This window comes from Nocardia jejuensis NBRC 103114, assembly GCF_001613145.1.
Taxonomy (GTDB): Bacteria; Actinomycetota; Actinomycetes; order Mycobacteriales; family Mycobacteriaceae; genus Nocardia; species Nocardia jejuensis.
In genome coordinates this window covers 24,922-49,045 of sequence record NZ_BDBU01000030.1, presented here as the reverse complement: position 1 = coordinate 49,045, position 24,124 = coordinate 24,922, and the positions used below count along the sequence as shown (strand labels likewise).

The 24,124-nt window shown below is 67.3% G+C and carries 20 protein-coding genes; 13 read left to right on the top strand and 7 right to left on the bottom strand.

Annotation, left to right across the window (positions count from 1 at the left end; translation table 11 throughout):
* Positions 1-234: 234 nt before the first annotated feature.
* From NJ1_RS24150 to NJ1_RS24120, 7 genes are all read left to right on the top strand, one after another.
* The gene (locus tag NJ1_RS24150; protein ID WP_067698471.1) at positions 235-1,536 is read left to right on the top strand and encodes a lipase family protein; all 1,302 of its coding nucleotides are present in this window, start codon (positions 235-237) and stop codon (positions 1,534-1,536) included.
* An 88-nt stretch (positions 1,537-1,624) separates the two neighbouring features.
* The gene (locus tag NJ1_RS24145) at positions 1,625-2,830 is read left to right on the top strand and encodes a PucR family transcriptional regulator (RefSeq protein WP_067698253.1); all 1,206 of its coding nucleotides are present in this window, start codon (positions 1,625-1,627) and stop codon (positions 2,828-2,830) included.
* Positions 2,831-3,235: 405 nt separating this feature from the next.
* Positions 3,236-3,883: an MspA family porin gene (locus tag NJ1_RS24140; RefSeq protein ID WP_067698251.1), complete on the top strand. Its 648-nt coding sequence runs from the start codon at positions 3,236-3,238 to the stop codon at positions 3,881-3,883.
* A gap of 134 nt (positions 3,884-4,017) precedes the next feature.
* Positions 4,018-8,148, top strand: a complete 4,131-nt coding sequence (locus tag NJ1_RS24135) for an nSTAND1 domain-containing NTPase (protein WP_067698249.1) — start codon at positions 4,018-4,020, stop codon at positions 8,146-8,148.
* A gap of 145 nt (positions 8,149-8,293) precedes the next feature.
* On the top strand, positions 8,294-8,920 hold the full coding sequence (locus NJ1_RS24130) for an MspA family porin (protein WP_169813194.1): 627 nt from the start codon (positions 8,294-8,296) through the stop codon (positions 8,918-8,920).
* A gap of 81 nt (positions 8,921-9,001) precedes the next feature.
* Positions 9,002-10,738, top strand: coding sequence for a PspC domain-containing protein (locus tag NJ1_RS24125; protein WP_067698244.1), 1,737 nt, complete (start codon positions 9,002-9,004; stop codon positions 10,736-10,738).
* Positions 10,731-10,931, top strand: coding sequence for a hypothetical protein (locus NJ1_RS24120; protein WP_067698242.1), 201 nt, complete (start codon positions 10,731-10,733; stop codon positions 10,929-10,931). The genes NJ1_RS24125 and NJ1_RS24120 overlap by 8 nt, the downstream gene beginning before the upstream one ends.
* A gap of 72 nt (positions 10,932-11,003) precedes the next feature.
* On the opposite strand, the gene guaA is transcribed toward NJ1_RS24120, so the two are convergent.
* Complete coding sequence (guaA, locus tag NJ1_RS24115) at positions 11,004-12,581, bottom strand: glutamine-hydrolyzing GMP synthase (protein WP_067698240.1); 1,578 nt, start codon at positions 12,579-12,581, stop codon at positions 11,004-11,006.
* 239 nt (positions 12,582-12,820) lie between these two features.
* On the opposite strand from guaA, the gene NJ1_RS24110 reads away from it, so the two are divergent.
* Complete coding sequence (locus NJ1_RS24110) at positions 12,821-13,711, top strand: alpha/beta fold hydrolase (protein WP_084478718.1); 891 nt, start codon at positions 12,821-12,823, stop codon at positions 13,709-13,711.
* Here NJ1_RS24110 and NJ1_RS39355 read toward each other — a convergent pair.
* From NJ1_RS39355 to guaB, 3 genes are all read right to left on the bottom strand, one after another.
* Entirely contained in the window at positions 13,666-13,872 is a 207-nt protein-coding gene (locus tag NJ1_RS39355; RefSeq protein WP_067698236.1) for a DUF2510 domain-containing protein, read from the bottom strand. The two genes, NJ1_RS24110 and NJ1_RS39355, sit on opposite strands and share 46 nt — an antisense overlap.
* A 72-nt stretch (positions 13,873-13,944) precedes the next feature.
* Positions 13,945-15,078 (bottom strand): GuaB3 family IMP dehydrogenase-related protein, encoded by a 1,134-nt coding sequence (locus tag NJ1_RS24100; protein WP_067698234.1) that lies wholly within the window; start codon positions 15,076-15,078, stop codon positions 13,945-13,947.
* Positions 15,079-15,235: 157 nt separating this feature from the next.
* On the bottom strand, positions 15,236-16,792 hold the full coding sequence (gene guaB / locus NJ1_RS24095; protein ID WP_067698232.1) for an IMP dehydrogenase: 1,557 nt from the start codon (positions 16,790-16,792) through the stop codon (positions 15,236-15,238).
* Between the two features lie 410 nt (positions 16,793-17,202).
* Between guaB and NJ1_RS24090 the strand changes: the two genes are divergently transcribed.
* A complete protein-coding gene (locus tag NJ1_RS24090; protein WP_029923780.1) occupies positions 17,203-17,616 on the top strand; it encodes a DUF5319 domain-containing protein in 414 nt (137 codons plus the stop codon).
* A 207-nt stretch (positions 17,617-17,823) separates the two neighbouring features.
* Here NJ1_RS24090 and NJ1_RS24085 read toward each other — a convergent pair whose 3' ends face one another.
* The 3 genes from NJ1_RS24085 to NJ1_RS24075 form a co-directional block, all read right to left on the bottom strand.
* On the bottom strand, positions 17,824-18,963 hold the full coding sequence (locus NJ1_RS24085) for an anti-sigma-D factor RsdA (protein WP_084478717.1): 1,140 nt from the start codon (positions 18,961-18,963) through the stop codon (positions 17,824-17,826).
* A complete protein-coding gene (locus NJ1_RS24080; RefSeq protein ID WP_067698228.1) occupies positions 18,956-19,537 on the bottom strand; it encodes a sigma-70 family RNA polymerase sigma factor in 582 nt (193 codons plus the stop codon). The genes NJ1_RS24085 and NJ1_RS24080 overlap by 8 nt, the downstream gene beginning before the upstream one ends.
* Positions 19,538-19,721: 184 nt before the next feature.
* Positions 19,722-20,639, bottom strand: coding sequence for a hypothetical protein (locus tag NJ1_RS24075; protein ID WP_067698225.1), 918 nt, complete (start codon positions 20,637-20,639; stop codon positions 19,722-19,724).
* 608 nt (positions 20,640-21,247) lie between these two features.
* On the opposite strand from NJ1_RS24075, the gene NJ1_RS24070 reads away from it, so the two are divergent.
* The 4 genes from NJ1_RS24070 (at position 21,248) to NJ1_RS24055 (ending at position 24,111) form a co-directional block, all read left to right on the top strand.
* The gene (locus NJ1_RS24070) at positions 21,248-21,541 is read left to right on the top strand and encodes a WhiB family transcriptional regulator (protein WP_067698224.1); all 294 of its coding nucleotides are present in this window, start codon (positions 21,248-21,250) and stop codon (positions 21,539-21,541) included.
* Positions 21,542-21,960: 419 nt separating this feature from the next.
* Positions 21,961-22,536 carry a sigma-70 family RNA polymerase sigma factor gene (locus NJ1_RS24065; protein WP_067698222.1) on the top strand — a complete coding sequence of 192 codons (576 nt, stop codon included), beginning with the start codon at positions 21,961-21,963 and terminating at the stop codon, positions 22,534-22,536.
* Position 22,537: 1 nt separating this feature from the next.
* Positions 22,538-22,849: an RskA family anti-sigma factor gene (locus NJ1_RS24060; protein WP_245717561.1), complete on the top strand. Its 312-nt coding sequence runs from the start codon at positions 22,538-22,540 to the stop codon at positions 22,847-22,849.
* A gap of 287 nt (positions 22,850-23,136) precedes the next feature.
* Positions 23,137-24,111 carry a hypothetical protein gene (locus NJ1_RS24055; protein WP_067698220.1) on the top strand — a complete coding sequence of 325 codons (975 nt, stop codon included), beginning with the start codon at positions 23,137-23,139 and terminating at the stop codon, positions 24,109-24,111.
* The last annotated feature ends 13 nt before the right edge of the window (positions 24,112-24,124 follow it).

Below are 24,124 nucleotides of genomic sequence, written 5' to 3'. Positions count from 1 at the left end.
CCCATTCCGCCCTGAGGCGACCCACCGGCTCCCAGGCGGGTTCGCGCCGCTCGGAGCAGACCTTTAGTGCATATGCACTAAAGCTGGGCATCGCCCTCGGCGGTCTGACGATAGCGCCCGGCTCTTGTTTCCTGTGAGCTGAACCATGGTGCCCGAGCCGTGTGATCGGCGCTACCCGAGCAATGACGCTGGAGGACGAAAGTGAACAACTCGCGCTTGCGCCGAGTCGTCGTGATGACGATCTGCGCGCTGGTGGCGGTGAGTGCGGGAGTGGCGTCGGCCGACCCCGGCTACCCCACCTTCCCGCCCGATCAGAACCAGCTGCCGCAGCTGCCGTTCTCGGAACCGCAGATCTACGATCTGCTCCCGATCCCGGTTCCGGACGAGGATCCCTGGTACGACGATCCGGCGGATATCGCCTCGTACGCTCCCGGCCAGATCGTGCGCTCGCGCGAGGTGCAGACCCGTGTCCTGGGCATCCCGTTCCCCGTGTACACCAAGCAGCTGCTGTACCGGTCCAATGACGTGCACGACAATCCGATCGTCACCGCGACGACCGTGATCGTGCCCGGCATTCCGTGGAGCGGCAGCGCCCGGCCGGTCGTCTCCTTCCAGGAGGCGATCGACTCCACCGATTCCTCGTGCAACCCCTCGCACACGCTGCAGACCGGGACCATGAAGGAATCCACCCTCGTGATCTACTGGCTCACACAGGGTTTCGCGATCAACGTGCCCGATTTCGACGGCAAGTTCAACACCTTCAACACCTATGCCGAAGGCAAGATGGTGCTGGACAGCCTGCGCGCGATGAAGAACGATCCGGGCCTGGGCCTGACCGATTCCGGGATCGCGCTGTACGGCTACTCCGGCGGCGGTTCCGGATCGATTCGCGCGGCCGAACTGCGCGCGACCTATGCCCCGGACGTCCGGCTGCTGGGCACCTCCTTCGGCGGCGCCCCGGCCGACCTGGTCGCCATCGCCCAGTACGCCACCCAGCCCCAACCCGGCGTGGCCGGCACCAGCAGCTTCACCATGTGGCTCGGCTGGGCCGCGCTGGCACGCGAATACTCGGATGTGTTCCGGCCGGAAGACCTGCTGACCGAAGAGGGTCAGACGCTCCTGAAGGACTTCGAACACCGCTGCTACGCGACCATCGCGCTCTCGGGCGTCTACCGTCCGATCAGCGACTACTTCCAGCCCGGCAAGTCGCTGGAAGGCTCACCCGAGGTGATGAGGGTGCTGCGGGACAACAGCCTCGGCAAGTACATCCCGGATACGCCGCTGCTGTGGTGGCACGGCATGTGGGACGAGCTGATCCCGCCGTCGGCCGTCGTCATCCCCACGGTGAACTCGTACTGGGAACGCGGCGCCGACCTGCGGTTCTACACCGTGCCCGTCCCCGAGCACATCACCAACGCGGTGACCGGCTGGCTCCCCGCGGTCGCCTGGACCAGCGCGGTGCTGCGCGGATTGCCCCCGGGACCCAAGTTCAAGGCCGACTTCCAGCCGCTGCCGCCCGGATTCCCCGGCAGCTGATCTCGACACCCGACGGCGGCACCACGCCTGCCGTCGGGTCACTCTCACCTAGGGTGAGCTGCAACGTCGCAGGAAAGGCGGATGTCCGATGACGCACATCTCCCTCACCGGAATCGATCGCGCCCACGATGAGCGCTGGCACAGGGCGATCGACCGCATGCGGTCCGGGGCGCTGGCCCTGGTGAGTCGGTTCAGCGTGGACGCGCCGCCCTACGACGCGCTGCCGCGTTCCATGCGGGACGCGGACTTCGTGCCGAGTGCGGAACTGAACCTGGCACTGTTCTTCCGCTACGCCGGTGATGGCGTCGAACCCTCCGAGCAGGACACCGCGCCGCTCGTCGAACGCGCGGTGCGCCTGGTCGACGACGGGATGCCGATCGAGGAGGTGCTCACGAACTACCGCATCGGCATCTCGTTCTTCTGGGCGCAGCTCATTCCCAATCTGGGGCCGGACGAGTTCGAACTCATCCCGGACTTCGGCCACCGGGTCACCAACTACACCAGTCTGGTGCTGGTGCGGATCACCATCGCGCTCGTGGAGGACGCCCGCCAGCCGCGCTGGGACATGCTCGAGCGCCAGAGCGAGATCGCCGCGGACCTGCTCGCCGGGCGCAATCCCGAGGGCTGGGCCCGCGACCTCGACACTCCGGTCGCCGACAGCTTCCTGATCGTGGTCATGCGCCTGGGTGAACCCTCCCCCGGCACCCTGACCGCGCTGCGCACCCGGCTGGCCGGCCTGCCCGGCGCGCTGCTGCATCGTGACAGCGGCGGCTGGACCGCCCTGGTCCCGCCGCGCCCCGGCGACGAGGCCGATCCGGTGCGCGCGCTGACCTCCCGGCTCGCCCTGCGCCCGGCCGATCCGCATCCGCAGGTCTGGATCGGCATCGCGCCCGCACCGACCCATGCCGCGATTCCGGAGGCCTGGGCCGAAGCGCGCATCGTGGCCGAGACGGCGCGCTGCCTCGGCCGCCCCGAAATCGTCTGCGGCCGAACCGACATGATGTTCGAGTACGCCATCGCCACGGCCGAGACAGCGCTGCCGAGCCTGGCCGCGCTGCTGGACCCGATCGACGAACAGCCGCTGCTCACCAAGACTCTCGATGCCTACATCGACAGTCAGTTCAACCACAACGCGGTCGCGCGGGCACTGTTCATCCACCGGAACACGGTGACCTACCGGCTCTCCCGCATCACCGACCTCACCGGATACGACCCCCAGGATCCGGCCGGGATCTCCACGCTGATGGCGGCGCGGGTCGCACGACGGTTGCGCGCCAAGTCATTCCGCGCCTGAACCCACTGCCCGGCTGTCCGGTCCGGACAGAAAACCGGTAGAGATCAGGCATTTCGCTGGTCGTCGCCGATTCAGGCGCGAGTATCGGAGCACGGTCGCTCGGCTTCGTCGTGCTCATATCCCTTGTCCTGGCCGGACGAGGCTCGCAGCATCGTCCATGACCGCCTGACCGGACCGGCAAACCACGCCGACCTGGTTGACCTGGACTTTCGCGCTGGCCGCACCGAAAGTTCCTCGGCCGCAACCGGTCCGGCTGCCTACGTTTCTTCTCGAGGCCATCGAGCCTCCGGGCACCGGGTCCTGCAGTGATCGGGTCCGAACCGGGCCGGGGGAACGGCTCGGAGGGCGAACAGCCCACACCGCGACCGCTACCGGCGATCGCATTCAGTTCCGGGGAGAAACCACATGATGATCAAGACCGCGTTCACCGCCGCCGCCACCGCCGCGGGCCTGCTGCTGGGTGGTCCGATGGCGAGCACCGCACAGGCCGGGGCGATGGCGCCGCACGAGAAGACGACCGTCGCACCCAACGGCATGTCGGTCACGGTCGGGCACCAGGACAACGCCTTTCGGCCGGTGGCTCCCTTGAACGGCATGCCCACGAGCCGAGAGGTGTACCTGGACAACACGTCCTACGGCCGGGTGGCAGGTGGCACCGGCACGATCAGGACCGGGTACTTCGTGGCGTGCGCGGTCGACCTGGATGTCAGCTTCACCATCGAGGGCAGCGCCGGGATCGACATCGGCGCCTCGGTGGGCGTCGGGGTGGGGTCGCTCGGTGTGACCCCCACCGCGAGTGCCGATATCAGCCCGACGATCGGCGGCAGCATCGGCTTCGATCTGTCGATCGCACCGGGCAAGATCAAGGACATCAGCCTGGCCGAGAAGCAGATTCCCGCCGGCGGCACCGGCTACGTGGTCAGCAGCGACTATCGCCTGACCGTGGAGGGCTGCGGCGGACCGCTGACGGTGCAGGCCTACACCATCATCGAGGCCACCTCACCCGAGGCGGACGCGGCGAGCTGGGTCATCGGCGACCCGATCAACCTGTGATCCGTCCGGACCGGCGGCCCGATGTCCTGCGGCGGCTGAGTGATTCGTTCAGCCGCCGCTTCGGCAATTCACAGGGCGGGCCGATAAATTTGCGACATGCTCTGGGGGATAGACCGCATGTCGGGGACTCTGTGATGACCGAACACACCATCACGGACGATCACACTCGTTCGCCGCGAGCGCTTTTCGCGCAACGGTTCGCCGAACTCTATGAGGCGGCGGGCAATCCGACCCTGCGCCGCGTCGCCACCGCCGCCGACACCCGAATGCGCGCCGCTCAGGGCAACCGCCCCGGCGGCGCCTCCGCCCAGCGCATCAGCGACTGGAAAGCGGGCCGAAACGTCCCGGCCCGCTTCGAATCCCTGCTCCCCGTCGTCCTCACGCTGGTGGAACTGGCCCGCAAGAGGGGCGCCCCGCTCCCCCACACGCTCGCGGACCCCAAGCAGTGGCAACGCCTCTGGCACACCGCCACCACCTGGAACCCCGAGGACGATACCGAATCCGCCTGCCCCTACCTGGGTCTCACCTCCTACCGCCCCGAGAACCACGCGCTCTTCTTCGGCCGCACCCGCTCCACCACCGAACTCATCACCCTTCTCCGCGAGGCCACCGGCATGGTCGCCGTGATCGGAGCCTCCGGAGCGGGCAAGTCGTCCCTCTTGGCCGCGGGCCTCGTCCCCGCCCTGCCCGACTGGGAGATCACCACCTTCGCACCGGGAGCCCATCCCCTCACCGCCTTGCACACCGCCATCGGATCACGTTCCACCACAGCGGAATCAGCGCCGGATGTCCTTTCGCAGCCCGATCGAGCAGAACGAACCGCATGCGATGGTCGAACAGGACCGGACGATCGAACAGCACACGACGTGGCCGCCGACGACACGTCACGGGGCGCTGGAATCGCCGACGGTCTGGCTCCGCGTGTCGAGGGCAGGCGTCGATTACTGATCATCGATCAGTTCGAGGAACTGTTCACCACCTGCGCCGATGAGCACGAGCGCGAAGAATTCCTCGCCACCCTGGACCGATGCGCCACCCGCGCGGACGATCCCCTCGCCGTGGTGATCGCCCTGCGCGCCGACTTCTACGCCCACTGCCTCAACTACCTCGTCCTGCAGCGCACCCTCGAACAGCGCAGCTACCTGCTGGGCCCCATGCGCATGGACGAACTCGCACAGGCGATCTCCGGACCCGCCCGCGCGGCGGGCCTGGAGCTCGAGCCCGGCCTCGAAGAACTGGTCATCACCGAACTCTGCGGCGCGGGCGACCATTACGGCCGCCGCAGCTACGACCCGGGGGCCCTCCCCCTGCTCTCGCACGTCATGTCCGCCACCTGGCAGCACCGCGAAGGCCGCCGACTCACCACCGCGGGCTACCGCAAGGCGGGAGGCGTGGTCGGCTCCGTCGCCGAAACCGCCGAATATGCCTGGAACGAACTGACTTCCGCACAGCAGCAGGCCGCCGAAGTCATCCTGCTCGCCCTGGTCACGGTGGGCCAGGACGCCCGCGATACCCGCCGCACCGGTCAGCGCCACGAGCTGCTCGGACGCGTCGAGGACCACCAGGATGCCGACGCCGCGCTGGAACTGCTGTCCCGTACCCGGCTGATCACCCTCGACGCCGACACCGTCAGCCTCACCCACGAAGTCGTCCTCACCGCCTGGCCGCGCCTGCGCCATTGGATCGACGAGGACAGGGTCGGCTACCTGGTTCGCCAGCGTCTGGAGGCCGACGCGGCGGAATGGGCTGCCCAGGAACGAGATCACTCACTGCTGTACCGCGGCACACGCCTACGCAACGCCCGTGAACATGCGAGGTCGACTCCGGTCGGACCGCTCGCCGCAGCGTTCCTCACGGCCTCTACCACCACCAGAAACCGCACCCGGCGGCGTTCATCACGCGCCAAAGCGATGCTGGCGCTGCTGGGAGTGGCACTGCTCGTGCTCGGGTTCGCCGTGTACTCCCAGGTCCGGATCACCGACCGGCAACGCGACGACAGCCGGTTCAACGCCGTTCTCGCCGAAGCCGACGGGCTAGCGCACAGCAACCCGTCACTGGCAGCGCAGCTCTACCTCATCGCGCACCAACTGCGTCCGGAGAATTCCGACGCGAACACTCGGGTGCTGCGGACGCAGAACATGCCTCTCGCAGCTGCCAATCCAGCCCACTCCAACGGGATACGAGCGGTGGCTCGCGGAAAAGGCGACCTACTGGCATCGCTCAGCTGGGACCGGGAACTGAAGCTGTGGGACGTCGCCGAAGCACTGCACCCGCGCCAACTGGGCGACCCGATCAACGGTATTACCAAAGTAGCGATCAACGCCACAGGTGACCTGATGGCCACAAGTTCGGGCGGGGGCGATATCCGGATCTGGGACCTGCGAGTACCGGCCACCCCACGTCAGCTGACGAGCCTGCCGCATACCGTCGGCGACGAAGCACTTGATCTCCAGTTCGCGGGCGACGGCCGGACCCTCATTGTCGTGGAAATCGACCGGCTCATCCCGTGGAGTCTGAGCGACCTCGGTGCTCCGAGAGCACTCGCCCCATACGTGATCTATCCCGGCATGAGTACGCGAAAGATGACCACACCACCGCATCTCGCGGTCAGCTCCGACGGCCGGATCCTGGCGATCTCGCGTGATGCCGGCCTCGATTCCGATCATGTGACGGAATCGGTGCAGTTGCTTCGCCTGGCGAGCGACGGCTCTGTGATCACGGTTCTCATGGATCGCCTCGAAACTCCCGAGGTCTCGATCAACAGTATCGCCTTCAGCCCTGATGGCAGGACCCTAGCCGTGGGCGCCGCGAACGAAACGGCTCGCTCGCTCAACGGCACAACCATGGTCCAATTGTGGGAGATATCCGACCCCGTGCACGCACACAGGAGCGGGACGGTGTCGGAGGCCGGATTTGTCCAAGGCTCTCTGGCATTCAGCCCGGACAGCCGCATACTCGCGGCCGCCACGGCCGACGGGATCGGGATGTGGAACGTAACAGAACCGTCGAGTCCAGGTCTTATGACGAACGAGCTCTCCTCGGGGAAGACCCTCTGCCGCATCGGCCGTGCCACTACTCCGTGCGGTGGAAGCATGGGGGACTTCGTGTTCACCTCTGATGGGCGCGCATTGCTCGAGGGCAGCGCCGGCGGCGAAATCCGAACCTGGTCGCCACCACCATCGGTGCTCACCAAACAAGCCGGGTATGTCACGGCGCCCACTTTCGATGCCACGGGTAATCGGATGGTGACCGTGTCCGGTGACGGCAGGATCGCGGTCTGGGATATCCGAAACCGACTATCGCCGAACCGAACAGGAGAGTTCCGACTGCCGCCGCTGTTCTACGGCGCGCACCTGTCTCCGGACGGGAACACCTTGGTGATCACCACCACCGATACCGACGAATGGCCGGGATCGATGACAACGCTCGCCTTGGATCTGTCGGACCCCGCACGCATACACCTTCTCGCCGACTGGACCCCGAGCCTCGGGCCGGCGCAAAGCCTGAGCTTCAGCTCGGACTGGCGAATACTCGCGACACTCGACATAGACCGGACCATTCGACTCTGGGACCTCTCCGATCGCACACGTCCGAGGCCCATCGGCCCCGGCTTCGCGAAAGAGCCGACCACATTGACACAGGTGGCTTTCGGCAAAGACGACACGACACTGCTTGTCCAGCAGCGAAACTGGGGCGGCGACGAGTCCGGAAGTCTCGTCGTCAGCCGCTGGGACATCAGCGATACGACCAATCCACGACGGACAGGTGAGGTACTACGGAACGACTCCGACGAGGCCGGGCAGATGAACGCCTACTTCACTCCGGATCGACGCACCATGGTCATCGCGAACTACGGGAACATCGAAGTCTGGGATATCAGTGATCCAGGGAAGACCGAAGCCCTCGGGAGCCCGATCACCGCACACGACCTCTCCGTCGGCTCGGTGGATTTCTCGCAGGACGGAAAGACCATGCTGACATCGAGTGTCGATGGGGCGGTGCAGCTCTGGGACTTCTCCGATCGCACTCGACCCGAACGAAAAGACGGAGCGATCCAGGAGACCGGAAGCGCGAGCTCGACCGTCCTGTTTCATCCCAGCGGTCGACTCCTCGCCGGCGGCGGGTCCGACGGAATGATCCGCCTGTGGGACTTGGATGAACAGCATGCGATCGATCGGATCTGCGCGATCACCGGAAAGATGTGGACGCCCGAGTTGTGGCGGCGGTATCTGCCAGAGGTGGACTACCGGCCGCCGTGCGAGTGAAACCGCCGACGCCGCGCGACCGCACAGTCAACTCCCAGGAAACCCGCAGCGGCCCCGAAGTTTCGGCGTCGAAGATCGACTTCGGCCGCAGGGCGCGCCGCAGCACGCACGGCCGGATTCGGGGAGAAGGATGTTTCGCACACGGGTGCCGATCGCTGTCATGGCGGCGGTCGGGTATGTATTGACGGCCGCGCAGGCCGGGGCGGCGGCGGTGCCGCACGAGAGGACCTATTCGACGCCAACGGGTTTCGCGTTCACGGTGGGGAGCCGGGATCTGAACTATCGACCGGTGCCGTCGTTGAACGGGATGCCGACCAATCGGGAAGTGTTCCTGGACAACACCTCCTACGGGCAGATACCCGCCGGCGCCACCGGCAAGTTGAAGACCGGGTACTACGTGGCGTGCCAGGTGGATATCGACGCCAAGCTGAACATCGATCCGGAGCTGGACCCGAACCCGGGGGCCACCTTCCACGTGGGGGCCGACGAGTACGGCCCGCACGCGGGTGTCGACCTGTCCGTCGGCCCCACCGTCTACGGCGGCGTCGGGATCCTGGCCACCATCGCCCCCGGCAAGATCGTCGACGTGGTTGCCGGGGAGCAGGACCTGCCGGGCAACGGCACGCTCGGCTACCTGGTGAACCAGGACTTCCATCTCATGGTCAACGGATGCGGCGGCCCGCTCACCCTCCGTCCCTACACCCTGATCACCGCCAAGGCGGACGGCGACGGCGGCACCGGCGCGGTCTACGGCGACCCCATCACCCTCTGACCCGGGTCTCACCCAATGTCAGGTGCGGTTTCAGGGTGATCCCCGATGCGAGTGAGCGGCCCGGGAACGCACGATAGTGGCATGACGAGAACGAGCGACTGGTCCCGGGGCACCGGCCGTGCCGGCTTCGGGGATCAGATTCACGACATGTGGCGAACCCGGCCGGTTCGACTGCCTCAGCACGGACCGATCGCGGGCGTCGCCGCCGGATTCGGGCGTCGCTACAACGTGGACCCGGTGGTGGTGCGGGTCGCGTTCGTGGTCTCGGCCCTGTTCGGCGGCGCGGGCTTCGTGCTCTACCTGCTGGGGTGGCTGCTGTTCACCCAGCAGGGTGATCGGAGCTCGGCCGCGGAATCGCTGCTCGGCAAGGGCCAGAGCTCGCAGGGTTCGTCCAAGACCATCGTGCTCATGGTGGCGCTGGGGATCGCGGTGAGCACGGTGGGTCCGGTCGGGGTCGGCCTCGGTGGATCCGGCGCGATCAGCTTCGCGCTCATGCTGGCCGGATGGTGGCTGCTGCACCAGCGCCAGCCCGAACCGCCCGCCGGATACCTCGACCCCTCGATGGAGGGCATGCTCGAGGGCGCCTACCCGAGCCCGAGCAACCCGTTCTGGACCGGATACCCGGGCACCGGCCCGTTCGACACCTACGGTCCGCACACCAAGCTCCCCGATCACTACGAGCCGGACCCGAGCGTGCAGGCCCAGCAGCAGCAGTTCGCCGAGGCACCGACGGAGGCCTTCGAAACTCCGGTCGCCGCAACGGAATCCGATACCGCGGTACTGAAGACCGAACCCGCCGACACCGCAGTGCCGCGCGAAGCCACGGCGGCACAGGACGACGTCGCCTCGACTCGGAACGCCGCAGGTCCGGTCTCACTCGACAAAGCCCCCGGAGAGAACCGCACCGCACCGGACGACGCCGGGGACCAGCACCCCGCTACCGCCGAACTCGCCGCGATCGACGGCAAAGAGCCTGTCGCACCGGACAAGCCGGCCGACACCACGGCGCTCGACAAGGCAGACGGCCCACCCGCACCCGAAGCGAACGCTCCCCGGACCCCCGAACCTCGTACCCTGCACCGCATTCCGCCCAGCGGCGACCGCGCGTACACCGGGTACGGCCCGGCCCCCATCTCCCCCGACTTCGGCCCGACCCCACCCGGCTGGGACCCCTTCGGCGTCGCCCCGCTCGCCTGGGATCTGCCCGAACCCACTGCCTCCGCGGCACTTCCGGTGCAGGCTCCCCCGCAGCGTCCGCGCTCCCGCTTCACTCCGGTGTTCATCGGCACGGCCCTGCTCGTGGCCGCGGCGGCCGGTTCGGTGGCCGCCTCCGGAGTCGAGTGGATGACTCCCGCCCGAATCGGTGCGGCCGCCCTGGCGGTGATCGCCTTCGGCCTGATCCTCGGCGCGTTCCTGCGTCGCGGGTACGGACTCATGGTGATCCTGGCCCCGCTGGCGGGGTTCGTCATCCTGGCCTCGCTGATCGGCCCGATCGAGTTCGACGAGGGCGCGATGGGTGATCAGACCTGGTCCGCCGCCACGGCCGCCGATCTGAAGCCGGACTACCACGTGTCCATGGGCTCGGCCACGCTCGATCTGAGCAGGCTCGCCCTGACCGAGGATCACGCGGTCGCGGTGTCGGTCAATATGGGTGAAGCGAAAGTCGTTCTCCCCCCGGACCTTCGGGTGAACACCACCTGCCACGTGCGGATGGGCGACTCGAACTGCGTGAGCGGCATGTCCGGCCCGGCCACCGGCCCGGTCCTGAACCTGAAAGTCGATGTACAAATGGGAAACGCGGAGGTGAAGCGTGACTGAGAACAAGAACCGTCGTCCGTCGTTCTCGCTGCTACTGGCGGGAGTACTGGCCCTGCTGGTGAGCGTCTGGGCCTTCATCGGCCCGCACTCCTGGCCCGTCTCCGGCGGCCTCTCGCTCGGCTGGATCGTGGTGATCGCCGCCATCGTCGTCGGAGTGGTCCTGGTCCTTTCTCCCCGCAAGCGCAAGGAATAGCCCTCCGGCACAACGGAAAAGGGCCCTCGATCCGAGTCGGATCGAGGGCCCTTACGTCTGTGAGCTACCCGCTCACTCCCATTCGATGGTGCCCGGCGGCTTGCTCGTCACGTCGAGCACGACGCGGTTGACGTCCGGAACCTCGTTGGTGATGCGGGTGGAGATGCGCTCGAGGACCTCGTACGGCAGGCGGGTCCAGTCGGCGGTCATGGCGTCCTCGCTGGAGACCGGGCGCAGCACGATCGGGTGACCGTAGGTGCGGCCGTCACCCTGCACGCCCACGCTGCGGACGTCGGCGAGCAGCACGACCGGGCACTGCCAGATCTGCTTGTCCAGACCGGCGGCGGTGAGCTCCTCGCGCGCGATGGCATCGGCCTGGCGCAGCAGCTCCAGACGCTCGAAGGTCACCTCGCCGACGATGCGAATGGCCAGACCCGGCCCCGGGAAAGGCTGGCGGGCAACGATTTCCTCGGGCAGGCCGAGCTCGCGGCCGACCGCGCGGACCTCGTCCTTGAACAGCAGCCGCAGCGGTTCGACCAGATCGAACTCGAGATCGTCGGGCAGGCCGCCGACATTGTGGTGGCTCTTGATGTTCGCGGTGCCGGTGCCGCCGCCGGACTCGACCACATCCGGGTACAGCGTGCCCTGCACCAGGAACTCGACCTTCGGCGCGGAGCCGTCCTCGGAGGTGCCCTCGGCCTTGACGACCTCGGCGACCGCGTCCTCGAACGAGCGGATGAACTCGCGCCCGATGATCTTGCGCTTCTCCTCGGGGTCGGTGACGCCCTTCAGTTCGCTCTGGAACTTGTCCACCGCGTCGACGGTCACCAGTTTGGCGCCGGTCGCGGCGACGAAATCGCGCTGCACCTGCTCGCGCTCACCCGCCCGCAACAGACCGTGATCGACGAACACACAGGTCAGCTTGTCGCCGATGGCACGCTGCACCAGTGCCGCGGCCACCGCGGAGTCGACGCCACCGGACAGACCGCAGATGGCGTGCGCGTCCCCGACCTGCTCACGAACCTGCGTGATCAGGGCCTCGGCGATATTCGAGGCGGTCCACGCGGCGGGGATGCCGGCGATCTCGTGCAGGAATCGGCTCAGCACCTGCTGGCCGTGCGGGGAGTGCAGCACCTCGGGGTGGTACTGGACACCGGCGAGCCGGCGCTCCAGATTCTCGAACGCCGCCACCGGCGCACCGGTGGACGTGCCGGTGACCTCGAACCCGGCGGGAGCGTCGGTGACCGCGTCACCGTGACTCATCCACACCGGCTGCCGGATCGGCAGGCCGCCGTGCAGCACACCGCCGTCGACACTGAGTTCGGTGCGGCCGTATTCACGAGTTCCGGTGTGCGCCACCGTGCCGCCGAGCGCCTGCGCCATGGCCTGGAAGCCATAGCAGATACCGAAGACCGGTACGTCGATGTCGAAGAGCCGCGCGTCCAACTGCGGTGCGCCCTCCGCGTACACGCTGCTGGGCCCGCCGGAGAGAATCACGGCGAGCGGCTTCTTCTCGGCGATCTCCTCGACCGTGATGGTGTGCGGCACCACCTCGGAGTAGACGCTCGCCTCGCGCACCCGGCGCGCGATCAACTGCGCGTACTGCGCACCGAAGTCGACAACAAGGACTGGTCGCTGGGTATCTGCCACCTGCTCAGTCTAGTGAGAGACACAGGACACCTTCGCCCCGGGCGGCTCGGCCGTTCCGCCGGGCAGCCGGGCCGTGCGCGGGGGTTCGGAAGGGGGCGAATCCGCGATTCCGGTTAGGGCATTCCGCCTCCGGCGACCGGGGCATTACGGCCCGAGAGCCCCGGGTACACCGACACATGCTGTGCCGGTGCGCAACAAAGCTCACATTCTTGTCATAGACCCTGGCTATCCTCTACCTCGTGCCATTCGCCCGTGCGATAGATGCAGAGGTCCATTACCAGGACAGCGGGGGCACGGGACCGGTAGTACTGCTCGGGCACGAATTCCTCATGGACCGAACGATGTTCGCATCGCAGCAGGCGGCGCTGACACCGGAGTTCCGACTGGTCACCTGGGATGCGCGCGGGCACGGCAGCACTCGCGACGAACGGCTGCCGTTCACCTACTGGACCTGTGCCCGCGACGCCCTGACCGTGCTCGACCAGCTAGGGGTGGAACGCGCCGTGGTGGGCGGCATCGCGCAGGGCGGCTTCATCGCGCTGCGCACCGCCCTGTTGGCCCCCGAACGCGTTGCGGCACTGATCCTGATCAGCACCGACGCCCACGAACCCACCACCGGCGAACTCGTCAACGCGCGCAGGTTCCTGGACAAATGGCATGACGACAGCACCCGACCGGCACTGGCCGAGCACCTCGCGCACTGGCTCATCGGCCCGGACGACCGGTATCGCGCCGTCTGGGTGAAACATTGGCTCTCCCATGACGCGCACGCCACCGAGGTGGCCGCCGGCGCCCTGCACAATCGCGACTCGGTGCTGGAGCGACTACCCGAAATCACCTGCCCCACACTGGTGATCCACCCGACCCGCAGCGCGGTCCCCCGCGCGCACGCGCGAACCCTGGCCGCCCGCATACCCGATGCCCGCTACCTCGAGATCGAGAACGCCCGACAGACCGCGAACATGACCCACCCCGCAGCCGTCAATACCGCTATCCGCGAATTCCTTCGCGACCAAGCGATTTCACGCACCCTCACCCGAACCCACTCCGGGCCCCGGGCGAGCGGACTCGCCGCGAGAGCCGGTCAGCGCGAAGGCCGAGTAGCCGAGGTCCATTCGCGCCCATCGTGATAACGCAGCAGCGGCGCGCCACCCGGGTCGGGATACCACCCGGGTGCCACGCCGCCACGAGACTTCCTGGTCACCGCGATGATGATCGCCGAGACCGCACCGGCGATGATCAGCACGATCACCACCAGGATCAGCAGGTGAAAAATCGAGAAGACGGCCACTGTACGACCCTAGTGCGACTCCTCGCGCACCGTGGGCTGTCGAGAACTACGCCGTGAGCTGGTGAAAACCACTCAGCCGCGAACGTTCAGGCCGACCTTCTGGAATTCCTTGAGATCGCAGTAGCCGGACTTGGCCATCGAACGGCGCAGGCCGCCCACCAGATTCAGCGAACCGAACGGATCGTTGGAGGGACCGTTGAGGACCTGCTCCAGCGGCACGCGCTCCTCGTCGATGGCGTACGGCAGCACCGCACCGCGCGGCACCGACGGATGCGCGGCGGCCGAGGGCCAGTACCAGCCCGCGCCGGGAGACTCCTTGGCCATGGTCAGCGGCACGCCCAGCATGACCGCGTCCGCACCGCAGGCGATGGCCTTGGCGATGTGACCCGAGGTCAGCGCCTCACCGTCGGCGATGACGTGCACGTAGCGGCCACCGGTCTCGTCCAGGTAGTCCCGGCGCGCGGCGGCGGCGTCGGCGATGGCGGTGGCCATCGGCACCGCGATGCCGAGCACCTCGTTGGTGGTGGTCGCGCCCTGCAGCGAGCCGTAGCCGACGATGACGCCCGCCGCGCCGGTGCGCATCAGGTGCAGCGCGGTGCGGTGATCGCTCACGCCACCCGCGACGACCGGCACGTCCAGCTCGGCGATGAAGGTCTTGAGGTTCAGCGGCTCGCCGTCCCCGACGTGCTCGGCGGAGATGATGGTGCCGTGCACGACCAGCAGATCGATGCCCGCCTGCACCAGGCTCGGAGTCAGCGCCCGCGCGTTCTGCGGCGACACCCGCACGGCGGTGGTCACACCTGCGTCCCGGACCTGCTTGACCGCGGCGGCCAGCAGATCGGGCTGCATCGGCGCGGCGTGCAGCTTCTGCAGCAGTGCGACCGCGGCCTCGGTGCCCTCCTTCTCGGCGACCTCGGTCAGCTGCTGGATCTTGGCCTCGACATCGGCGTGCCGGGCCCACAGGCCCTCACCGTTGATGACGCCCAGACCGCCGGCCTTGCCGAGCTCGATGGCGAAGGCCGGCGACACCAGCGCATCGGTCGGATGAGCCAGGAAGGGGATCTCGAACCGGTAGGCGTCCAACTGCCACGCCACGGACACCTGCTGGGAGGAACGGGTCCGCCGCGACGGAACGATGTCGATATCGTCCAGCTCGTAGGTGCGCCGGGCAGTCCGGCCCATGCCGATCTCGACGAGGTCGCGCATCGTCAGTTGTGTCCTTTCGGTGTTTGATCTGCCTCCGCTTCGCTGCGGCGGATCTGCGGCATCGAGTAGATGCCGGGGACGCCGCGCGAATCCTGCTGCGGGCGAGGCACATCAAAATAGGTGGCACACCGCCCGACGTGCGGGCGGTGTGGTCGGGTCAGCGGGTGGTGTAGTTGGGGGCTTCCACCGTCATTGTGATGTCGTGCGGGTGCGATTCCTTGAGGCCCGCCGCGGTGATCTGCACGAACTGCGCCGCCTGCAGGTCGGTGATGCCCTGGGAACCGGTGTAGCCCATGGCCGCACGCAGACCGCCCACCAACTGGTGGATGACCTGATCCAGCGGACCGCGGAACGGCACCCGGCCCTCGATGCCCTCGGGCACCAGCTTCTTCTCCGAGAGCACGTCGTCCTGGAAGTAGCGGTCCTTGGAGTAGGACTTGGCCTCGCCGCGTCCCTGCATCGCGCCCAGCGAACCCATGCCGCGGTAACTCTTGAACTGCTTGCCGCCCACCAGGATCAGCTCGCCCGGCGATTCGGCGGTTCCGGCCAGCAGCGAACCGAGCATGACGGTGGAGGCGCCGGCGGCGATCGCCTTGGCGATATCACCGGAGTACTGCACGCCGCCGTCGGCGATGACCGGAACACCCAGGGGCGCGCACGCCGCGTTGGCCTCCATGATGGCGGTGATCTGCGGCGCGCCGACACCGGCGACCACGCGGGTGGTGCAGATGGAGCCGGGGCCGACACCGACCTTCACCGCGTCGGCACCGGCCTCGGCCAGCGCGAGCGCGCCGGCGCGGGTGGCCACGTTGCCGCCGATGATCTGCACCCGATCGCCGACCTCGGCCTTGATCTTGGTGACCATCTGCAGCACGCCGGCCTGATGGCCGTGCGCGGTGTCCACGATCAGCACGTCGACGCCGACATCGGCCAGGGTCATGGCACGGGTCCAGGCGTCCTCGCCGACACCGACCGCGGCGCCGACCAGCAGGCGGCCGTCCCGGTCCTTGGTGGCGTTCGGATACTGCTCGGTCTTGACGAAGTCCTTGACCGTGATCAGGCCGCGCAGCTTGCCGCTGCCGTCCACGATCGGCAGCTTCTCCACCTTGTGGCGACGCAGCAGGCCCAGCGCGGCCTCGGCGGTGACGCCCTCCTGGGCGGTGATCAGCGGGGCCTTGGTCATGACCTCGGCGACCTTGCGGTTCTCGTCGACCTCGAAGCGCATATCGCGGTTGGTGATGATGCCGACCAGATTGCCGGTCTCGTCGACCACCGGCAGGCCGGAGATCCGGTACCGCGCACACATGGCGTCGACCTCGGCGAGGGTGTCGGTGGGACGACAGGTGACCGGGTCGGTCACCATGCCCGCCTCCGAGCGCTTGACCGTCTCGGCCTGCGACGCCTGCGCGGCGACCGAGAGATTGCGGTGCAGCACACCCATGCCGCCGGCCCGCGCCATCGCGATGGCCATGCGGGCCTCGGTCACGGTGTCCATGGCCGAGCTCACCAGCGGCGTGCGCAGCGAGATGTCACGGGTCAGACGGCTGGAGGTGTCGACGGAACTGGGAATCAGGTCCGAGGCGGCAGGCAACAGCAATACGTCGTCGAAGGTGAGGCCGAGCATCGCGACCTTGTTCGGATCGTCTCCACCCGTATGGGGGCGGCCGGCGCGTCCGGCGATATCACTGCGTTCGCCCGTCACGGGACTGCTCATTCGGATCGACCCCTCCTGGAGCTTCGGCTACGTCACCGGGCCGGGTCCCGGCGGACGCGTGGATGAAACGGCACCGCTTGCCAAACAACAAAGCCGGCGTTTGCCACCCGGCCTTTGGTCAACCATGGTATCGGTCGCTCAATTCCTGATCGCAGCCACGCCCGGCCACCACACAGCAGACCTCGGCGGCGTCGAGTTCCCGCCCGACAGCATGGCGCATCCTCGACGCTCCGTGTTCCGGTTGCCTGAGCGGCGGCACTGTGGTTGCCTGCTCGAGGGCAGTGCGACGGCGTGCCCCATCGAGGTGTGCTCGCATGCGCGACATCACTGTGTGCCGCACCACCAGCGAAGTGGGGGCAAATACACCACAGCGCTGGCGCAGAGGGCCTAGTTCTGCGTACCGTGGGACTGTGCGTGACCATCTACCACCTGGCTTGCCGCCGGATCCATTCGCCGGAGATCCCTCCGACCCGTCGGCCGCGCTCGATGCCATCGAGCCGGGGGAACCGCTGGATCCTCACGAGCGCCTAGCGGTCGAAGAGGATCTCGCAGACCTCGCGGTTTACGAGGCACTGCTGGCCCACCGCGGTATCCGCGGTCTGGTTGTCAGCTGCGAGGACTGTCGACAGGACCACTACCACGACTGGGACATGTTGCGCGCCAACCTCCTCCAGCTACTGGTGGACGGTACGGTGCGCCCGCACGAGCCCGCCTACGACCCGACTCCCGAGGCGTACGTCACCTGGGATTACTGCCGTGGCTACGCGGACGCCTCGATGAACGAGGCGCTGCACGGCGACGGGTTCGACGGGTTCGACGTCTGATCTTTCTTTCCCCGCCCGGCCGTTCCTCGGCTCGGCACCGGTTTCCGCCGTGCGCGCAACCGGTCCCACGGGAATCAGGCTTCACCGAATCGACCTACGAAAAAGGCCCGCATCCAATGGATGCGGGCCTTTTTCGAGGTGCTGTGTTCTCGAGGTGCGGTGTTCGACGCCGGTTGCGCGATGCGTATCGCGCGGACGCCGAACGGTCTAGTGCGTGGGTCCCGCCGGCGGCGGCACCGGAATGCTGATTCCACCGTTCGGAACCGAATTCTGTTGTGTCGGAGGAACCACCGGTGGCGCGGCTGTCGGCTTCTCGGCCGGCGGCTGCGTCACCGGTTCCTGGCTACCGGGGTTTGTTCCCGGCCCTCCGGTCTGCGGATTTCCCGCGGTGGGGGTGACCGGAACCGTCGAAGGCTCGACCGGATCGACGGTCGTCGGCGGCTCGGTGACCGGCGGCGGCGTATTGGGCAACGTCGTCACCGGGCCACCGGTCGACGGACCGGGGCCACCGGGATCGGTGGTATCGAGCGTCCGCGGATCGACCGTCGGCTTGGTGCTGTCAGGCGTGCCCGGTGCCGGAGTCAGCAGAACCGTGGTGGGCACCGTGGTCACGGACGGCTTACCGGGGGTGGTCGTGACCGGTGCCGAAGGTTCCAACGACTTGGCGATCTCCGGATCCACCGCCGAGAGCTGAGTGAGCAGCACCTGCCAGCGATCGACGAGATCGCCCTTCTTGGTGCTGTCGTTCACCTGGCTGGCATTGCTGGAGGCGCGCTCCATGACAGCCTTGGCCTGCTCCGGCTTCTTGTCCTTGATCAGCTGTTCGGCTTCGGCCAGATCACTGTCGGCGCGTGCGACGACCGTGGTCTGTGCCTGCTCGCTGAACACGACCTCTTTGACCCGCCAGAGCGGATCGCCGGGCTCGGCGCTGTAGGAGAACGCCGTCAGACCACCCACGACCAATGCGAGTGCCGCCGCCGCGCCGAGCAACGGCCGTACCAGCCGTAGTCGCCCGCCCGATTGCGCGCTGATCCTGGCCTGACGTGCGCCGATTTCTTGATTCACCGCTGCGACAATGGAATCCAGATCCGGACCGGCCGGCATCGGCTCGGCGACGATCTCCGCGCGCCAGTTCGCGAGCAATGCCGCGAGCTGGTACTCATCGGATGTCCCCGTCTGCACGGGGCCGTCGCCTGCGATGGCATCGATCAGCGCATCGTCGCGGCGTACCGCGGCTATGTCGACCGGACCGGTGTCACCACCGGACGCATCGGCGTAGGGACCGCTGTTGTGCGATCCAGATCGCGCCTTCCAGTCGCCCCGACCGCGCTCGCCATCCCTAGCCATACATTTCACCTGCCCTCGCCACTTGAGTCTTGAGTTTCGCGAGTGCCCGATGCTGGGCGACTCGTATAGCACCTGCCGTACTGCCCACGGCAACTGCGGTTTCTTCGGCTGACAAACCCATGACCAAGCGCAGGATGAGGATCTCTCGATGCTTCTCCGGAAGTGTCGCCAGCAGAGAGTTCATCTGCCGACTCGTTTCCGATTCGAGAGCCCGCTGTTCCGGCCCCTGGTCGGTGGATATGACATCCGGTACTTCGGCCATGGCGTCCGCTTTGTTACGGGCGGCGTTGCGATGAGCGTCGGCGACTTTGTGGGAGGCGATTCCGTAGACGAACGCCATGAACGGTCTGCCCTGGTCCTGATACCGAGGAAGGGCAGTCATGACGGCCAGACATACCTCCTGAGCCACATCGTCCGCAGAGAGTTGACCTCGCTCGGCGGATCCGATACGCGCACGGCAATACCGCACCACCAAGGGGCGGATGCTCTCCAGTACCTGGGCTAGGGCAGACCGGTCGCCCTGCGCTGCGGCAGCGACGACAGCGGGATCCAACTCCTCACCCGTGTTGTTCATCGTCAGAGCTGTTCCTGGCGTTACGAGTGGCACCGCGGCGGGAGGGCCGGTGCTTCCGCGGAGGGGCGGAACGGTCCCAACAATAGCGGCTATCACATTCGGGCCAGTGCTTACGGGGTCGTTCTCGGGGAGGTCTCAGGGAGGTCCCCGAGACCTCTCGGGGTGATTCGAGAAGTCCGGCGGCTTAACGCAATCCCCCACCGCGAGCGGCCAGCAATTCCGCGCACACGGCAGCTTCCCGCGCGGCGTTTCCCCGCGGATCGAGACCGGACCGCAACATCGCGCAGGCCCAGCGGAGTGGCAGCAGTTCGAGTTCGCGGCACTCGCGATCGACCTCGTTCGCGAGAGCGAGGGATCTGTCGAGCCGGCCCGCCGCCGCCGACGCGGCGGCGACGAGTAGCCGGGATTTCACTCGATGCCGCAGGGAGGGGGCCTGCTCGGCCAGTCGCAGCGCGGCCTCGGCGTGCGCGAGCGCCGGGTCGGTGGTGACGGTCGCCGGGTCGGTGTCCGAGGCGGCGGCGGGCGCGGAGATCAATCCGGCGCCCGGCGCGCACAGCGCAGTTTCGGCAGACACCCAGTGCAGCCGGACACGCTGTCGCCACGCGGAATCGACGCCGCCGAGATGAACATCTAGTTCGCTTCGGCAACGACCCAGCAGCCGGGCCGCGAGAGCCGGGCGATCGGTGCCGAGGGCATCGGCGGCAAGGCCCGTCAACGCGTCGCAAACCGCCTCGGCGCGTGCCGCGCCGGGTCCGAATTCTGCGTGTCGGCTATCGCGCGCCTCGGCGGCCGGGGTGGGGCGCAGCACCAGCGCGGCCGCGCGACCGTCCAGGGCGGCGGCGCGAACATGCCATCCGAGCTGGCGCAGGAGCGACCCTTCGGTACTGAGGGCGAGCGAGCGCAGTACCGGATCGGAGGTCCAGCGCAGCGTGCGGTGGAGCTCGGCACGCGCCGCGGCGTAGTGACCGACGCCTCCCAGAGCGACCGCGCGGAGCCAATTCTCGGGGGCGGAGGCCGCGATCGGCAATCCGGCGGCAGCGCGGCCGGGAGTGCCGCCGAAGGCAGCATCGGCGAGCACGGAGTTCACTTCGAGCACAGACACCGCCGCACTGTAACCAGTGCGACCCCGATCACTCGTCACCGCCATAGCACAGATGGTCAGCAACTCTTCAGCATTCGCGGATGCCTTTGTGTTTCCGCTCCGTAAAACTGTTCTCGCTATCGGCTAGCACGCGCGCAAGAAATTCGTATGGCGTTTCGCGCTATTAACCTGGCGGCCTCGAATCGGCCATCTCTACCCTACTCACCGCGCTCACCGCAATGGCTGAGATCACTTCGAACGGAGGGGTGGCATAGCTGCGGCCGATCGGATTTGCGCCGAAAAACCGGCCCCTACCAGGCATTACATCAAGTCGGAACGGCTATCGCAGCAGCTCACTCGTGCTGGGCAACCGATCAGTATCACCACAGAGCGCCCGCTTTGTAAATAGCGATGATGTTAATTCCTTAATGCGCCGGTATTTGAATCGCTATGGGACGAACTATTGACTCGATTTAGTTGTCGGACCTAACGTACGACATCGCCGACGTTGGTGCCGGGCGAAATTGCACGGCATCGGCGGAGTGCAATCGCCGACCTGGCGATCGGCCCACTGTTTGCCACCAGCAGCGCTCGACAACGCCGACGAGCTCGCACCATGAGGAGTTCACATGCCTATGCCGACCCACCTCCCTGGTCCGAATGCCGACGTCTGGGACTGGCAGATGCAGGGCTCCTGCCGCGGCCAGGACTCTTCGGTCTTCTTCCACCCGGACGGCGAGCGCGGCCGAGCGCGAGCCCAGCGCGAGATGCGCGCCAAAGAGGTCTGCCGGGCCTGCCCCGTACTCCTGCAGTGCCGTTCGCACGCCTTGAAGGTGAGCGAGCCCTACGGAATCTGGGGCGGAATGTCCGAGACCGAACGGGAGATGCACGCGCGCCGCAATCGCCGGCGGGCCGTGGCCTGATCCGCACCGCCGGGATCCGCATCACCGTCGGTTGCGTCGCCAGTGCACCTGCGTGACTGGTGTCTACCAGCGGTGAAGCTGTTACGAGGACGCCGAATCCCGTTCGGAAATCGTCCCATCCGCGCGGCGCGGCGTGCCGAATGTCTAGCAAACAACCGGCCACTGTTCGGACAGAGTCCGGTTGCGGCTACCGCGTCACGGCATACATCCGGAAGTTCGCAAATCCGGCGAGTCGCTACAAAACGGAAAACCTTTGCGCGACAGTCACTTTGCCGATACCCCCACCCGAGAGGAGGTTATAGCGGCAGGCTACCCTCGTGGCCGATGACACAGAACGGAGCGTTGTGACAACGCGGCCGTCGGCCGCAGAGGGCAACTCGTTCCAGAGTTCGAGGGACGGGCGGGTGGGAACACCCAGCGTGGACTCTGCGGTGACGGCACGCGCAGCCGAAAGCCTCGAATTAGCCGCGTTACTCCAGCGTTGTGGAGGGGCGGACGAGCAGGCTTTCGCGGAACTGTACGACCGCACCAGCGCGCGAGTCTTCGGCCTGGTCCTGAGGGTGCTGCACGACCCCGGATACGCGGAGGAGACCACCCAGGAGGTCTTCCTGCAGATCTGGCGTACGGCAGCCAATTTCGACCCCGCCAAGGGGTCGGCAGTCACCTGGTTGATGACGCTCGCCCACCGGCGCGCGGTCGATCGCGTGCGTGCCGAGCAGGCGCATGCGCTGCGCGAGGTCGCGTATGGCACGAGCACACTCGGTCACGAGTTCGACGAGGTGACCGAAGAGGTAGGTCGGCGGCTCGAACAGCAAGCTGTTCGGCAGGGTCTGGCCACCTTGACCGAGACTCAACGGGAAGCCATCTCGCTCGCCTACTTCGGCGGACGGACATATGCCGAGGTAGCGGCATATCTGGGCGTAGGATTACCTACCGTTAAGTCTCGTATACGAGACGGATTGACACGACTCAAGAAAAGTTTGGGAGTGACGTGAGATGAACGAAAGCCAGATCGATCTCGCGCACACTGTGGCGCTCGGATCGATCGGCGACGAAGACCGGCGCGCAGTGCAGGCCATAGTGGATTCCGAGGATCCGGTTCTGCGCGCGGACTTCACCCAGGAAGTGCAGCAGACCCGAGAAGCACTCGCCGAGTTAGCGTCGACGGTGGCCGTCCAGCCACCGCCCGCTCTTCGCGATCGGCTACTCGAAGCCCTAGCTACAGACCAGGCTCCGCCGACAGCGATCCATCACAGCCGCAACATGATCCACCCCGGAAACGGCCGCTCCCGAGCAATCCGCGACTGAGCGGCTTTCAGCGCGCCCGAGATTTCGGTCGCCCGTCCGGTTCATTCCGCCCGCTCGCGCTTCTCGCGTCATCATCGCCTGCGTCATTCCGGCGACATCGATGTCTCATCGAAATCAGGCCCCCTGGACAGATTTTCGGTCCAGGGGGCCTGATTCGTCCGGCAACCCCGTCCGCGCGCTCCCGCGAAATTTCGCGTGCCGAACGCCGGGGGCTGCTGCTACCGTGTGGCGCGACGCCGGGCCAAGGGGGCTTGTGGGGCGTCGGTTGCCGGGGAGAACGAGGATTCATGGTGTTGCGGGGGCTGCGCGAGTTCGTCCAGGGGAGGACGACGGCGGAGGAGATCGGATCGATCACGTCCGGGCGCGGGTTGCACCTGTCGCCCGAGGCACAGCACGACGTGGCGGCACTGCTGGCCGGGCGCACCGCCGCGGAGCTGAACGCGTCCGTCGTGGCGCTGCGCAATCTCGGGCCGGGCGGGGACCTGTTCCACACGGCGGTTCTGGCCCTGCTGTGCGGCACGCTCGTCGAGCAGGGTGCCGATGCCGGGGCTGCGATCGATGCCACGATGGACCTGCTCGTACGGCAGCTGGACGCGCTCGCGGGCGAACCCGACGAGGTGGTGACCGCGGCGAGCAGGCTGGTGATCCCGGCCGCGATGGCGATGCTGTGCCGCTCCAAGGAAACCCGCAAGCGCTGGCGTCGGCGTCCGGAGGTGATGCACCGACTGGACGAGCTCGAGGGCGCCGACCTGGTGCCGTTCTTCCTGCGCGAGGTCTTCACCCTGCACGACGACGTGGACCTGCTCGTGCTGGATCCGAATCACCGCCGCGCCTACCAGTTCCGGCTGATCGGCGTGCGCGACCGCCTGTACCACTGCTACGCACTGCTGCAGGACGCCCTGCTGCGCCACGCGGGCCCGGACTACCTCGACGCCGAACCCGTCGACCCTGTCGCCGTCCGCTACGCGCGCAATCACCGCCTGGCACAGTCCGATTACGCGGACGTCCGCAGCGACCACGCCCGCTTCGCGTTCACCCGGCCCGGTGGCCTGATCGTCCCCGGTTCGGCCTCCCCGGACGAGCTACCCACCCTCGACGACTCCCCCATGCTGGTGGTGCGGCCCGCGACCACGACTTTCGCCTGGAACCCCGCCGCCGTGTACCCGGTGGTCCACGGGGCCCTGCACGCCTCGGTCGAGCTGATCCGCGAATTCGATCCCGCCCAGGCCGAGGACTTCCTGCACCGCGCGGGCATGGCCTGACCCTCGTGCGATC

Coding starts and splice junctions, on each gene's coding strand:
- NJ1_RS24070 (WP_067698224.1), top strand. CDS start 21,248: ATGCCTATGCCGACCCACCTCCCTGGTCCGAATGCCGACGTCTGGGAC.
- NJ1_RS24085 (WP_084478717.1), bottom strand. CDS start 18,963: ATGGCTAGGGATGGCGAGCGCGGTCGGGGCGACTGGAAGGCGCGATCT.
- NJ1_RS24140 (WP_067698251.1), top strand. CDS start 3,236: ATGATGATCAAGACCGCGTTCACCGCCGCCGCCACCGCCGCGGGCCTG.
- NJ1_RS24125 (WP_067698244.1), top strand. CDS start 9,002: ATGACGAGAACGAGCGACTGGTCCCGGGGCACCGGCCGTGCCGGCTTC.
- NJ1_RS24150 (WP_067698471.1), top strand. CDS start 235: ATGACGATCTGCGCGCTGGTGGCGGTGAGTGCGGGAGTGGCGTCGGCC.
- NJ1_RS24080 (WP_067698228.1), bottom strand. CDS start 19,537: ATGAACAACACGGGTGAGGAGTTGGATCCCGCTGTCGTCGCTGCCGCA.
- NJ1_RS24100 (WP_067698234.1), bottom strand. CDS start 15,078: ATGCGCGACCTCGTCGAGATCGGCATGGGCCGGACTGCCCGGCGCACC.
- NJ1_RS24055 (WP_067698220.1), top strand. CDS start 23,137: ATGGTGTTGCGGGGGCTGCGCGAGTTCGTCCAGGGGAGGACGACGGCG.
- NJ1_RS24060 (WP_245717561.1), top strand. CDS start 22,538: ATGAACGAAAGCCAGATCGATCTCGCGCACACTGTGGCGCTCGGATCG.
- NJ1_RS24135 (WP_067698249.1), top strand. CDS start 4,018: ATGACCGAACACACCATCACGGACGATCACACTCGTTCGCCGCGAGCG.
- NJ1_RS24145 (WP_067698253.1), top strand. CDS start 1,625: ATGACGCACATCTCCCTCACCGGAATCGATCGCGCCCACGATGAGCGC.
- guaB (WP_067698232.1), bottom strand. CDS start 16,792: ATGAGCAGTCCCGTGACGGGCGAACGCAGTGATATCGCCGGACGCGCC.